The organism is Thiocapsa sp., from assembly GCF_018399035.1.
Lineage (GTDB): Bacteria > Pseudomonadota > Gammaproteobacteria > Chromatiales > Chromatiaceae > Thiocapsa.
Genome location: NZ_CP073760.1, coordinates 3,780,007 through 3,794,098 on the forward strand (window position 1 = coordinate 3,780,007; position 14,092 = coordinate 3,794,098).

The 14,092-nt window shown below is 66.3% G+C and carries 6 protein-coding genes and 1 pseudogene; 6 read left to right on the forward strand and 1 reads right to left on the reverse strand.

All coding sequences use genetic code 11. The features are described from left to right. Positions 1 to 355: 355 nt before the first annotated feature. Positions 356 to 4,941: pseudogene (locus KFB96_RS17195) on the reverse strand (DEAD/DEAH box helicase). A 232-nt stretch (positions 4,942 to 5,173) separates the two neighbouring features. Here KFB96_RS17195 and KFB96_RS17200 point away from each other — a divergent pair. The 6 genes from KFB96_RS17200 (at position 5,174) to KFB96_RS17225 (ending at position 14,009) form a co-directional block, all read left to right on the forward strand. Then, positions 5,174 to 6,028, forward strand: a complete 855-nt coding sequence (locus tag KFB96_RS17200; protein ID WP_213459947.1) for a PhnD/SsuA/transferrin family substrate-binding protein — start codon at positions 5,174 to 5,176, stop codon at positions 6,026 to 6,028. Further along, the gene (locus KFB96_RS17205; protein ID WP_213459949.1) at positions 6,025 to 9,195 is read left to right on the forward strand and encodes an EAL domain-containing protein; all 3,171 of its coding nucleotides are present in this window, start codon (positions 6,025 to 6,027) and stop codon (positions 9,193 to 9,195) included. The genes KFB96_RS17200 and KFB96_RS17205 overlap by 4 nt, the downstream gene beginning before the upstream one ends. Positions 9,196 to 9,494: 299 nt before the next feature. Then, positions 9,495 to 10,751 carry a glycine betaine/L-proline ABC transporter ATP-binding protein gene (locus KFB96_RS17210; RefSeq protein ID WP_213459951.1) on the forward strand — a complete coding sequence of 419 codons (1,257 nt, stop codon included), beginning with the start codon at positions 9,495 to 9,497 and terminating at the stop codon, positions 10,749 to 10,751. Continuing rightward, the gene (locus tag KFB96_RS17215; protein ID WP_213459953.1) at positions 10,748 to 11,596 is read left to right on the forward strand and encodes a proline/glycine betaine ABC transporter permease; all 849 of its coding nucleotides are present in this window, start codon (positions 10,748 to 10,750) and stop codon (positions 11,594 to 11,596) included. Before KFB96_RS17210 ends, KFB96_RS17215 begins: the two co-directional genes overlap by 4 nt. 33 nt (positions 11,597 to 11,629) lie before the next feature. Further along, positions 11,630 to 12,490: a glycine betaine ABC transporter substrate-binding protein gene (locus tag KFB96_RS17220; RefSeq protein WP_213459955.1), complete on the forward strand. Its 861-nt coding sequence runs from the start codon at positions 11,630 to 11,632 to the stop codon at positions 12,488 to 12,490. Between the two features lie 7 nt (positions 12,491 to 12,497). After that, complete coding sequence (locus KFB96_RS17225; protein ID WP_213459957.1) at positions 12,498 to 14,009, forward strand: hypothetical protein; 1,512 nt, start codon at positions 12,498 to 12,500, stop codon at positions 14,007 to 14,009. Positions 14,010 to 14,092 lie beyond the last annotated feature (83 nt).

The following is a 14,092-nucleotide window of genomic DNA, read 5'->3' on the forward strand; positions in this document are numbered from 1 at the left end:
TTTACCGCGTGGGCCTGGGCCAGGGCGGCGCGGTCGTGAAAGATGCGGGACCCCGGCAAGCTCGACGGGCCTGCACCAGATGCGGCCGATGTCCGAGGCGTCATGCCGATCGGTGAAGGCGTGCTGCGCCCTGGCAGTGCTCGGGCTGAACGCCGATCGATACGTCTCGGAGATGCAGGCGGTGCTGGTTGTCCGAGCGCCTGCGAGAACCGTCAGCCCGGAAAGCAGTCGCCTATGCCGCGGCGTCCTGCTCGCGCGCCGAGTCGGTCGACATGTCGCGGTAAGCGGCATCCAACTCGCTCTCCGGCGCCAACTCAACATCAGAGCCCCGGATCTCTGTGGGATCACGAAAGTCTCAGCCCATGGGACGGGAAACAGCCGCGACGCCGGTGGTGTAGCCACGGTGCGGGACGAGTGCGTCATAGTCAGACTCGAATCCGGCACGCAGGAGGGCCTCGCGTAGCGGCGACTCGAGCGCCGGGAGTCCGTCGATCTGTTGGATGGCAAGGCGTTTGCGCCCGCGCTGCGGGAGGCGATGCAGGGCGGCGAGCGCGAGCGCCAACTCGCCGCCTTCTTCGCTGATCGAGCCGGGAAAACGCGTCAATTGGCGCCCGGCCGACCCGAGATAGAGCACCGGTTTGCCCGCCACCAAGATCACGTAAGCACCGTTGATGCGTTTGGGTGGCGGACCGCCGCCGGGCTCAGGCCAGGACAGGAGCGCGCCGTAGGGATTCGCCGGGTCGATCGCGGCGAGGATCCGGACCACGTCGGCGCCGAAACCCTCGATCGGGGTCTCCTCGACCCGGGCGCTGCGCAGCCGATCGATTGCGCCGTTCAGGGCGAACTGGGCGCCGGAGAGCCCCTCGACGAAATACCCTCGGCGGACCTGCCCGCTCTCCTCCATCTGTTTGAAGACCCGGTAAAGCGGACCGAAGCCTCCCGGCATGCCCTCGGCCTGCACCGCCTCTCGGCTGACCACGCCGTAGCGTTCGAGCAGGATGCGGGCGCGGGCGAGCAGGCGCTCGGTGTCGCTCGCCTCGATGCGCAGATCCGCCACGCGTGACCAGCGCCCGCCGGCCAAGACGGTTCCGCGACCGCGCTTGGGTGCGCGCGTGCCGCCGAGCGCACGCAGGGGCGAGAAGGTGTCGTTGGTGATCTCGCCGGACCAGACCAGATCCCAGAGCGCGGACTCGAAGGCGTCCTTGCCGAGCTTCAACCCGGCGCGCTCGAGGGCCTGCATCAGCTCCATCAGGAAGGAGGCCCCGCGGGTGCGCAGGTGGTCGAGCAGGATCGGGCGGACGTCGGGCAGATCTGCGGCGGCGTCGCGCGTTGGCGCAGCCGCGACCGGCGCCGAAGATGCGTCGGTGGGTGCGTTTGGCTGATCCGGCCGACTCGGCTCTTCATCGGAGACACCCAGCTCGGTACTCCCCGCCGATAGAGCGCGATGCGCCCGTCTTTCGGGCCGGCCGCACCGCGTCCGACCCAGACGATCTGCCCGGTGGCCGCGAGCATGTCCAGATCCTCCGAGCGGTAGCCCGGCACCCGGGCAGGAAGAAGCACACGATCGAGCTGGGACCAGGTCACCGTCAGACCTTCGAGCTGGAGCAGCGCTTCCATCAGACGATCCGGCCCCTTGATGTCCTCGCCGATCCCGTGCCAGGCGGGCAGGAATCGCCCGAGGGTCGCCGCATCGACCGGGGCGACCGCATCGCGCGCCTTGGCCAGGGTGCGGCGGCGCAATCGGCGCAGGACCTCTGGGTCGCACCATTCAGGCTCGCTGCCGAGCGGTCTGATCTCGCCGCGGATCAGCGCGTCGCGCGCCTCCAACAGACGCAGGACGGGTTCGAGCCGGGTCGCCATCAGACCGTAGCGTGCGGCGGGGTCGCGTGTCGGGAATGGGCCGTGCGTGCGGGCATAGCGGTGCAGGAGATGCTCCAGCGGCGTATCCGTCGACACCAGAAAGGCGTCGGGCAGACCGGGCGGCGGCACCAGACCCAAGGCGTCGCGATAGAGACCGGCGTCCTCGGCCGCGATCCAGCGGGGTCCGTCCATGAACCGCAGCACGACCGCTCGGCGCTGCTCGGCCAAGGTGGCGAGCCACGGCGCGGGATCGCCCTCGGAACGCTCGTCCAGCTCCGAGGAGGAAAGATCGCCGAGTCGTCGCAGCAGGTCATGCAGCTCGTCGGCATCGCGCGCCTTGCGCCCCTCGGCGGTGTGCTGAAGCTCGCGCTCCAGGTCATCGAGCACGGCCGGATCGATCAGCTCGCGCAGCTCCGCCTGACCCAGCAGCTCGGCGAGGAGACCGCGATCCAGCGTGAGCGCCTGGGCACGCCGCTCGGCCAGCGGGGCGTCCTGCTCGTAGATGTAGGCGGCCACATAGGCGAAGACCAGCGAGCGCGCGAAGGGCGAGGCACTGCGGGTCTCGACCTCGTGGACCCGGATCGAGCGGTCGCGGATGCCGGTCAAGACGTCTTTCAGACCGGCGAGATCGAAGACATCGCCGAGCGCCTGTCGATAGGTCTCGAGCAGGATCGGAAAGGCCGGATAGCGGCGAACCACCGCGAGCAGATTCTGCGCCTTGAGCCGCTGCGCCCAGAGCGGCTGGCGGCCCTTGGCCGAGCGGCGCGGCAGGAGGAGCGCACGGGCGGCGTTCTCGCGGAAGAGCGAGGCGAAGAGCGCGGTGTCGGCGAGCTGCTCGGTGACCCGGCCCTCCAGCTCGTCGGGTGCGGGCAGGAGGTCGGTCAGCTCCGGCAGCGCCTCGCCGTCCGCGAAGCGCAGCACGATGCCGTCGTCGGTGTACATGACCTGGATCTCGAAACCCTCGCGGCGCCCCGGATGCCATTGCAGGGCCATGGCCCAGGGGGCATGGATACGGGCGCCGAACGGGGTGAGGATGCAGATGCGCCAGTCGCCCAGCTCGTCTCGAAAGCGCTCGATGAGGATGGTGCGGTCGCTCGGCACCTGGCCGGTCGCGGTGCGCTGATCCTGGATGTAGGTGGCCAGGTTCGCCGCCGCGAGTGCGTCCAGCGGGGTCTGCTCCCGAATCCAAGCGGCGGCGCGCTCCGCGGGGATGGCTGCGACCGCTCGCGTGAAGGCACCGACCGCCCGACCCAGCTCGACCGGCCGCCCCGGACCGTCGCCGCGCCAGAAGGGCAGCTTGCCGGGCTCGCCGGGTGCCGGCGAGACCAGGACGCGGTCGCGCGTGATCGCCTCGACACGCCAGGTCGAGGCGCCGAGCAGGACGCAGTCGCCCGCCTTGGTCTCGAAGACCATTTCCTCGTCCAGCTCGCCGATCCGCGGCCCTTCCTCGCCGAGATGCACCGCATAGTTGCCGCGATCCGGGATGGTGCCGGCGTTCAGGCGGGTGATCATGGCCGTGCCCTTGCGCACGCCAAGCGTATCCGCGGAGCGATCCCACACCAGGAGGGGCTTGATGTCGGCAAAATCGCTCGACGGATAGCGGCCCGAGAGCATATCCAGCACCGCCTCCAGCGCCGAGCGCGACAGCTCGCGATAGGGACCGGCGCGTGTCACCAGACGATGGACGTCGACGACCTGTCGCTCGGTCTCGACACAGTGCGCCGCGATCTGCTGGGCCAGCACGTCGAGTGCGTTGCGTGGCATCCGGAAGGGCTCCAGCTCACCGGCGAGCATCCGCGCACCGATGACTGCACATTCCAGCAGATCGCCGCGAAACTTCGGAAAGATGCGCCCGGTGCTGACCTGCCCGACCCCGTGCCCGGCGCGTCCGACCCGCTGTAACCCGCGCGCCACCGAGCCGGGCGACTCGACCAGCAGGACCTGATCGACGCCGCCCATGTCGATGCCCATCTCGAGCGAGCTGGTGGCGACGATGGCCTTGAGATCGCCGCGCTTGAGCCCTTCCTCGATTTGGGTCCGCTGCTCGAGACTGACGCTGCCGTGGTGGGCACGGACCAGCTCGGGCCTGTCCTTATTGGCCAAAACGTCCGGATCCAGGTCGACCTCTGCCAACGCGTTCAACCTCTGGCAGAGCCGCTCGCAGAGCCCGCGGCTGTTGACGAAGACGATCGTCGAGCGATGCGCCCGAATCTCGGCGAGAATAGCCGGATGGATGGCCGACCACAGGCCCTTTTCGGCGGGCGCTTGGGGCCGTGCTTGGCGATAGAGCTCGCCGAGGATGGAGCCGCCTTCGAGCTTCGGGGCGACGCCCACGGGCGGGCGCTCCATGTCGGGCACCGGCACCTGAACGCGCAGATCGAGATTCGGCGGGGCGGCGGCGTCGACGATCTCGACCGGTCGATCGCCTCCGAGATAGAGCGCGGCCTCGGCCAGCGGGCGGACGGTCGCCGAGAGCCCGATGCGTTGCGGATCGCCCGCGCAGCGTTCGGCCAGACGCTCCAGCGACAGAGCCAGATGGGCGCCCCGCTTGGTCGGCGCGAGTGCGTGCACCTCGTCGATGATGAGCGTATGAACCCCGACGAGGTTGGCCGCCGCCTTGGAGCCGAGCAGCAGGTACAGCGATTCGGGCGTGGTCACCAGGATTTCGGGCGGCTCCTTGAGCTGCTGCTGCCGCTCCTTCGCCGGGGTATCGCCGGTGCGGATGCCGACCCGCGGCAGGCGCACCGGCACGCCCATCGCCTCCGCGGCACGCGCGATTCCGGCGAGCGGGGCGCGCAGGTTGCGCTCGATGTCGTAGACCAGTGCCTTGAGCGGCGAGACGTAGAGCACCTGGATACCGGCGGGGGCGGCCTCGGCCTCGGCATCGGCGATCGGCTCGCCCTGCATGAGCCGATCGATCGCCCAGAGGAAGGCCGCAAGCGTCTTGCCGCTGCCGGTCGGGGCCGTGATCAAGGCGTGCCGACCCGACGCAATCACCGCCCAGCCCCGGACCTGAACCTCGGTCGGTGCATCGAAGTTGTGCGCGAACCAGCGGCGGGTGGCGGGGCTGAAGACATCCATGGCCGACACATGGGGGAGATGGGTCCGGTCTTCGAGCCGCCGACCGTGGCAAGGGCAAGGTCATGCACGATGCCCGATCGGCTCGGAGTCGGACTAGAATACCCACGAAGCGTGCAACGCGACGGTTGAATCCGGCGAGCTCCCGGTCGGAACGCCGCGGATGCCGCTCGGGAGGAGAAAACCGGTGAGGAGATTCAGTTCCAAGTCGAAGACGATGGCACCGAAGAACCCGATGAAGGCTTTGATTCAGCGTATCGGCTGGTTGCTCTGCGCCTGCACCGCAGCGGCCGGCGCCGCCCCCGGCTCGGACGACATCCAGATCCCCGTGTTCCCCTACCTCAGCACCGAGCGCCTGGTAAGCCTTTACGAGCCGCTGCGCCGACATCTCCAAGAGACCCTCGAGCGGCCGGTCCGGATCGTCACGTCCCCCGATTATCGGAGCTTCGTCGCTGCCGTGGCACAAGGCGAGGATCTGCTCGTCCTCAATGCCGCCCATATGGCAAGGCTCGCGGAGGTGGATTCCGGTTACCGGTCGATCCTGCAGACCACCAATCCTCTCCACGCGCTCGTGATTGTCCGGGCCGAGGATCCCGTTGCCGAGGTCGCGGATCTGCGGGGCACCAGGATCGTGACCCCGGATCCCCTGGCGCTCATTACCCTGATGGGCCATCGGATGCTCAGGGAGGCGGGCCTGACGCCGTCGACGGATGTCGAGATGCCGACGGCCGACACCCACAACAACGCCTTGACGCTCCTTCTCGGCGACGACGCGATCCGGGCGGCCATCGTCTCCAACCGTGCCTTTACGACCCTAAACGAGGGCACGCGCGCACGTCTGCGAATCCTCGCCGACGGCGCGGATCTCGGCGGGATTCCCTCGATCGTCTATCAGACCGGACCCGGTCACGAGGGTGCCGACCGCGCCTTTTTGACGCGCGAGATCCTTCACTTCGCCAACGACACCCCGGCAGGGCGCGCCATGATGCAGACCCTGGGACACGGCGGGTTGCGCGAGGTCACGGAGGCGGACCGAGCGGTGATCGACCCCTTCGTACCCGCGACGCGAGAGGTCTTGGCTGCGCCATGAGGAGTCTTCTCGCGCGCCTCCCGATCGGCTTGCGATTCGGCTTGGTGATCCTGCTGACCCAGGCCGCTCTGATCGCCTGGGTCGTCCACGACAACCAGCGTCTGAGCAACGCCGCCCTGACCCAGCTGCACGAGACGCGACTGACCGTCCTGACCGCACTCCTGAGCGAGTCCTTGACCCCGTTGCTCGTGCAACGCGACATCGCCGCCCTGCAGGAATCGCTCGACCGGTTCGCCCATCTGCCGGCGGTGCGCTATCTCAAGGTCGACGACGTACGGGGACGGCGCCTCGCCGAGCACACCCATCCACATGAATCGCCGTCTCCCGCCGACGGAGATCACGACCATCATCCGGTGCCGGATGACGCGGCCCTGTGGGAGAGGGCCATCCCGCTGCAGCTGGTCGGCCAAACCTACGGCACCCTCCATGTCGGTATCTCAACCGGCATCTTCGCCGAAACGCAGCAGGGTCTGATCCACCAAAGCCTGCGCAACGGCATGATCGGGCTGGGTGTGCTCTTGCTCATCATCATCCCGCTCGCCGTCTGGGCCGGCCGTCGACTCGGGCACCTGGATGCCGCCGCGCGGGCGATCGCCGCCGGGGATCTCGATCAACGTCTCGACGATACCGGCGACGACGAGATCGGCCGCCTGGCTGTCTCCTTCAACCGCATGGCGGACGCGCTCGGACACCGCGAATCCGCCTTGCGCGAGGCGAAGGCCGACCTGGAGCGCATCGCGACCTCCAAATACCGGACCCTGTTCGAGGCGACCACGGATGCGGTGATGCTGTTCGATGATGACCGCGGTCTGTTCGACTGCAATCCCGCCGCGCTGCGCATGCTCGGCTGCAATCGCGAAGCGCTGTTCGGCAAACAGCCGAGCGACCTGTCGACGACGCCATTGCCACCCGGTACCGATGTCCTCGCGCCCGCTCCGCCGACGGGACATTCGGGTGAGAACAGCGGCTTCGAGTGGTGTTTGCGCCGCCGAGATACCGGCGATCCGGTCGAGGTCGAGGTGCTGCTCACCTCGGTGCAGCTCGAGGGCTCGACGCTCCTGCAGATGGTGGCGCGCAATATCGGCGCACGCAAAGGGGCCGAGGCGGCGATCAAGCGCTCCGAGGAAAAGTACCGTTTCCTACTCGACCACAGCTACGACATCATCTATCTCTTCTCGACCGACGGCAGCTTCATCTTCGTCTCGCCGAGCTGGTTGCGACTGACGGGGTATTCAGTCGACGAGACCCTGGCGACGCACTTCTCGACCTACGTCCATCCCGACGACCTGCACATCTGCGAGGATGCCTTCCGCAGCGTCGTCGACATGGGAGAGATGCGTCGGGACATCGAGTACCGCATCCGTCACGCGGACGGCACCTGGCGTTGGCACGCCTCCAGCGCCATGCCGTTTCGCGACGAGAATGGGGTGATCGTCGGCTTCCAGGGGATCGCGCGCGACGTCACCGAGCAGAAGGAAACTCGGGAGCAGCTGCGCATTGCCGCGATCGCCTTCGAGGCCCAAGAGGGCATGGTCGTCGCCGACGCCGCAGGAGTCATCCTGAGGGTCAACGGCGCCTTCACGCAGATCACCGGCTACAGCGCCGAGGAGGCGGTCGGTCAGCCCCCCCGCCTGCTCAAGTCCGGACGCCACGACGCCGAGTTCTACAGGGCGATGTGGGCAAGCATTCTGGAGACCGGCTCCTGGCAAGGCGAGGTCTGGAACCGTCGTAAAGGCGGCGAGATCTATCCCGAATGGCTCACGGTCACGGCCGTTCCCGGCCCCGACGGCAGGATCACACACTATGTCGGGACCCTGTCCGACATCACTCAACGCAAGGCCGCCGAGGAGGAGATCCGCGAGCTGGCCTTCTTCGACCCCCTCACACGTCTGCCCAACCGCCGTCTCCTGCTCGACCGACTGAATCTGGCCCTCGCAAGCAGTCGCCGCCACGGCGACTGCGGGGCGCTCTTCTACATCGATCTGGACGACTTCAAGACACTCAACGACACCCTGGGTCACGACCAAGGCGATCGGCTGCTGCAGCAGGTGGCGCTGCGTCTGACGGAGCGAATTCGCGAGTCCGACACGCTCGCCCGTCTCGGCGGCGACGAGTTCGTGGTGATGATCGAGCATCTGAGCCCAAACCCACTGGAGGCGGCGCAGCAAGCCGAAACGCTCGGTAACGGGCTTCTCGGCGCGCTGCGCCAGCCGTACGACCTGGACGGACAGACCCACTACAGCGCGGCCAGCATCGGAATCACGTTCTTCGATCCGCAGCCGATGCGTGTCGAGGAGTTAATGAAACAAGGCGACATGGCGATGTATCGGGCCAAGGCCGCCGGACGCAACACCATGCGTTTCTTCGACCCAAGCATGCAGTCGGAGGTCAGCGCCCGTGCGACCCTCGAGGCGCAACTGCGTCGCGGCTTGCGCGACGAGCAGTTCCTGCTCTACTACCAGATCCAGGTCGATCGCGACGGCGCAGTCATCGGCGCAGAATGTCTGCTGCGCTGGCAGGACCAGCAGGGTTGTTTGATTCCACCGGCAGCCTTCATCCCGCTCGCGGAGCAAAGCGGGCTGATTCTTCCCATCGGACACTGGGTTCTGCAGACCGCATGCACGCAGTTGGCGGCCTGGTCCGCTCGGTCCGAGACCGCCCAGCTCACCCTGGCCGTGAACATCAGTGCACGTCAGTTTCGCCAGGCCGACTTCGTCGACCAGGTCTTGGCCTGCATCGAAGACACGGGCGCGAATCCATTCCGACTCAAGCTCGAGATCACCGAGAGCCTCTTGCTCGACGATGTGGAGGACACTGTCGGCAAGATGATTGCCTTAAAGGCCCGAGGCGTGGGTTTCGCGCTGGATGACTTCGGCACCGGCTACTCATCCCTGTCATACCTGAAACGCCTTCCCTTCGATCAGCTCAAGATCGATCGCTCCTTCGTCCTGGACATCCTGACCGACACCAACGCGGCCGCGATCGCCCGAACCATCATCGCCCTCGGCAGGACGCTGGAGCTGGCGGTGATCGCAGAAGGCGTGGAAACCGAGGAGCAGCGCGACTGGCTGGCCGCTCAGGGTTGCCATGCGTACCAGGGCTACTTCTTCGGGCGGCCGGAGCCGTTGGAGCGTCTGTCGCTGGAGACGCAGAAACCCCTCCTCTGACCCGCTGCGCGGTCTGAAATCCACCGAGCGCGAAGCGGAAACCATGCCGTCGCCCGGGCGCTGCAAGGCCCGAACCTTGGGTTGAACCGAGGCCCGGAGCCCTGTAGGGTAAAGAAGCTTTCGTCGGCGCTCGGGTCTTTACCTGGTCGATCCGGCGCGATTCATCGTCCCCATGCCCGCCGGATTCTCAGGCTCGCCCTGCCGGTCGATCGGGACACGCGGCGTCCCTTGCCGCAAATCAAGTTGCGAGGCCAATCCCGAGCTTCGCACATCAAGCTTCCGTCAGGACCATCAGGGCCATGCCCGCAGAACAATCCGTCAAGATCGCCGTGCGCGGTCTCACCAAGGTCTTCGGCGACGAGCCGAAGGACGCCCTGGCACTACTGCGCCAAGGCGAAACCAAACAGGCGATCTTCGAGAAGACTGGCCTGGCCGTCGGCGTGGCCGATGCCGACTTCGATGTCCTCGAAGGTGAGATCCTGGTCGTCATGGGCCTGTCGGGGAGCGGCAAGTCCAGCCTCATCCGTTGTCTGAACCGCCTCAACGAGCCGACCGCCGGGCAGATCCTGCTCGACGGCCGTGACATCGTCCCGCTCGGGCACCGAGAGCTCCTCGAGGTGCGCAGGAGCAAGTACGGCATGGTCTTCCAGCATTTCGCACTCTTCCCGCATCGCAGTATTCGCGAGAACGTCGAGTTCGGACTGGAGATCCAAGGCTGTGCCGTCGACGAGCGCGCCGAGAAGGCGTTGATCGCCTTGAAGCAGGTCGGTTTGGAAGGCTGGGAGGACGCCACTCCCGGGCAACTCTCCGGCGGGATGCAGCAGCGTGTCGGCTTGGCCCGCGCCTTGGCGGTCGACCCGGACGTCCTGCTGATGGACGAGGCATTCTCCGCCCTCGACCCCTTGATTCGCCGCGACATGCAGCACGAGCTCGTCGCCCTGCAGAGCCGTGTCCGCAAGACCATCGTCTTCATCACACACGACCTGGACGAGGCGCTGTTTCTCGGCAACCGGATCGTCCTGATGAAGGATGCCCGGATCGAGCAGGTCGGCACCGCCGAGGAGATCCTCTCCAACCCCGCCACGCCCTACGTCGAGCGGTTCGTCGCGGAGGTCGACAAGACCAAGGTCTTGACCGCAAGCGCCGTCATGCGGCGCGCGCGCAGCGTCGCCTTCGTCAACGACGGCCCGCGCACCGTCTTGCGCAAGATGGAAGACGAGGACCTCAATTTCCTCTGCGTCGTTGAATCCGACTTCCGGCTGCGGGGTGTCGTCCGAGACGATGCCGCGTTGGATGCAGCCAAGCGCGGAGAGAAATCGATTACCTCGATCATGGAGCCGGGCGTTCAACCGGTCGGGCCAGACACCCCGGTGCGCGACCTGTTCGGCCTGCTGGCCGAGACGACCATGCCCGCCCCCGTCGTCGATGACGCAGGCCGCCTGCTCGGCGTCGTCGTGCGGGCGTCGCTGTTGCAGGGGTTGGCTGAATCCATCGGCAGCAACGACAACGCAAGCACGTCCGACGTCGCATCCGAGATCGTGGAGACGGCAGCATGATCGAAATCCCGCGACTTCCCCTGGCGGAATGGATCGACAACGGGCTGGATGCCCTGACCGGGCAGTTCGCCGGCGCAACCAAGGTGGTCTCGGATCTGATGGAGACCGGGATCGAGGGCACCGTAGATGCACTCATGTGGCTCCCGCCGGGTGTGACGATCCTTCTGGCGGGTGTGCTCGTGTGGCGCCTGACCGGAATCCGCACCGCGCTCTTCGCCTTGGCCGGCTTGGCGCTGCTGTGGAACCTCGGACTCTGGGAGGCGACCCTGCAGACCTTGGTGATGGTCCTGATCGCGACCCTGATCGCCGTGTCCGTCGGCGGACCGCTCGGCATCCTCGCCGCCCTCTCGCCGGCTGCCTACCGGATCATCTTCCCGATCTTGGACTTCATGCAGACCATGCCGGCCTTCGTCTACCTCATCCCGGCGATCCCCTTTTTCGGTCTCGGACCGGTCGCGGCGATCTTCTCGACCGTGATCTTCGCGATGCCGCCGGCCATTCGGCTCACGACACTCGGGATCCGTCAGGTCCCGGCCGATCTGGTCGAGGCAGCCGATGCCTTCGGGGCCACCCGGCGGCAGAAGCTCTTGAAGGTCCAGCTCCCCCTGGCCGTCCCGACCATCATGGCCGGGATCAACCAGACCATCATGCTCGCCCTCTCGATGGTGGTCATCGCGGCCATGATCGGCGCCCAGGGCTTGGGCGGCGAGGTCTGGCGAGCGATCCAGCGCAACGAGGCCGGGATGGGCTTCGAGGCCGGGATCGCCGTGGTCATTTTGGCCATGCTTCTGGATCGGATCACCCAGGGGATCGGGAGACGCGGCAAGGATCAGCCGAACACCTGAAACCCGCAACACATCAAGAAAAGGTAAGACATCATGATCAACAGATACGCTATTGCCGCGCTTGCGGCGCTCGCCGCCGTCGGGACCCCGGCACTCGGCGCAGACAAAGGCAAGGTCGAGTTGGCCTATGTCGAGTGGTCGAGCGAGGTGGCCAGCACCAACCTCATGAAGGCCGTACTCGAGGACATGGGATACGACGTGAAGATCACCCCGGTGTCGGCCGCAGCCATGTGGCAGGCCGTCGGCAGCGGCGATGTCGACGGCCTCGTCGCCGCCTGGCTGCCGACCACCCACAACCATTACCTCGAGCAGGTCTCCGACAAGGTCGAGGACCTCGGCCCCAATCTCGTCGGAACCCGGATCGGATTGGTCGTGCCGGCCTATGTCGAGATCGACTCGATCGAGGATCTCAACGGTGCCGCCGAGCGTTTCGACGGCAAGATCATCGGGATCGATCCGGGCGCCGGCCTGATGAGCAAGACCGAGCAGGTGCTCGAAGACTACACGATCACCGACCTGAAGCTCGTCGAAGGCACCGGCCCCATCATGACTGCCGTGCTGGGTAACGCCATCGACAAGAACGAGTGGGTGGTGGTGACCGGCTGGACGCCCCATTGGAAGTTCGCCGAGTTCGACCTGAAGTATCTCGACGACCCGAAGGGCGTCTACGGCGGCGAAGAGGAGATCCACACCATCGTCCGCGCCGGCTTGAAGGAAGACATGCCGGAAGTCTACGCGGTCCTGGACAACTTCAACTGGACGCCGGATCAGATGGCCGAGCTGATGGTGTTGAATCAAGAACGACGTGCCGACCCTTTGAAGAACGCAAAGCTGTGGATCGCGGAGAATCCGGACGTCGTCGCGTCCTGGATGCCGGGCGCCGAGAGCGAGTAAGCGAGGGATGAAGATGAGTCGGAACGAATCGCACACTCGCGCCGAGACCGCTCGGCATCCGGCGATCGGGGCGCTGCTCCTCGGGATGCTGTGTGCACTCCCGGCGGTGGCCTCGGCAGATGTCGAAGCGCTCGAGCAGCACGTCGCTGAGCTCGCACGCCAGCTCGAAGAGGCTCGGCGCACACTCGCCGCAGCGAAGGGCGAACCCATCGGCACGGGCGCACTCGATACCGGAGCAGACGACGCGGCGGTTGTCTCTCGGAAGATGATTGCCCCGGGCGTCGTCGCCGAGACGGACGAAGCCCTGGACGAATCCGCTCCGGAAAGCACGGTGCTCAAGATCGGACCCGTCACCGTCGGCGGCGCCATGCGAGTCAACTATGTCCTGGGCAGCTACAAGGTGCAGGAGGCCGTCGCCGGGCCGAACCGCGGCGGCAACGGCGGCAATATCGAGCTGGACACCTTTCGGATCAATCTCGCGCTCGACTATGAAAACATCATCGGTCGGCTCGAGTACCGCTGGTATGCGGCGGGGACAGGCAAAAGCTACAACTTCCTGCATACCGGCTGGCTCGGCTATCGGTTTGCGGACGACAGCGAGGTCCAAGTCGGTGTCAATCGCGTGCCGTTCGGCCCCGGCCCCTACGGCGTCTCGCAAAGCTGGTTCTTCGATCAGCACTATTATGTCGGGCTGTCCGACGACATGGATCTGGGCATCAAGTACAGCACCACCATCGATCAATGGAAGCTGGACGCGGCTTACTATCCGTCGAGCGAGGGCAGCTATTTCGGTCGTAGTTTAAACAGCACCCGCTATAGCTACGACGCGGTGCGGTGGGAGGAATCGGTCGATGCCGACGGCAATGTGTCGTTCGGCGGCGAGCACAACGGCTTCGACGAGCGCAATCAGCTCAACCTGCGCGCCATCTACAGCCTCGCCGACACCGCGATCCCGACCGATGTGGGCGTCTCGCTCCAATACGGGCAGCTCAAGGGCCAGCGGACCGACGACGGCAGCCATTGGGCAGCCTCGGCACACATGGTCAACCGGATGGGTCCGCTCACCGTCGCCTCGCAACTGACCCGCTACGAATACGCTATCGACAGCGACAATCCCTGGGGCACGGACACCTTGATCCCGATGGGCGCGTACGACTTTGCGTGGCCGGTCGCGACCAAGGCGTGGATTCCGGCGGTCTCCGTCAGCTACTTGGTGGAAACGCCTCGGATCTCCTGGCTCGACTCCGTGCTGCCCTATATCGAGTACAGCAGCATCGTGAAGGACGAAAGCGACTTCAACGACAGCCAGATGTGGGTCGCCGGGGCCGCGTGGGCTAGGGGCGGCTGGTACATCTACAGCGATCTCGCCTACTCCAACGGCAATTACTTCGTCGGGAACGAGGCCAGCGGCGGCGGCATGGATGATTACGGACGAATCGACGGCGTCGGGGATTTCGGCGTCAACGGAAACGACACATGGAACTATCGGTTCAATCTCAATCTGGGGTACTACTTTTAGGCCGCGTGCGGCGCGGTATTTAGGTTTCGGACACATGTCGAAGACGTCTGGACCTCACATCGCGCCGATCACGCAATCACTGG

Bases quoted from the DNA above. Each gene is read 5' to 3' on its own strand.
- KFB96_RS17205 (WP_213459949.1), top strand. From the start codon at position 6,025: ATGAGGAGTCTTCTCGCGCGCCTCCCGATCGGCTTGCGATTCGGCTTG.
- KFB96_RS17200 (WP_213459947.1), top strand. From the start codon at position 5,174: ATGAAGGCTTTGATTCAGCGTATCGGCTGGTTGCTCTGCGCCTGCACC.
- KFB96_RS17210 (WP_213459951.1), top strand. From the start codon at position 9,495: ATGCCCGCAGAACAATCCGTCAAGATCGCCGTGCGCGGTCTCACCAAG.
- KFB96_RS17225 (WP_213459957.1), top strand. From the start codon at position 12,498: ATGAAGATGAGTCGGAACGAATCGCACACTCGCGCCGAGACCGCTCGG.
- KFB96_RS17220 (WP_213459955.1), top strand. From the start codon at position 11,630: ATGATCAACAGATACGCTATTGCCGCGCTTGCGGCGCTCGCCGCCGTC.
- KFB96_RS17215 (WP_213459953.1), top strand. From the start codon at position 10,748: ATGATCGAAATCCCGCGACTTCCCCTGGCGGAATGGATCGACAACGGG.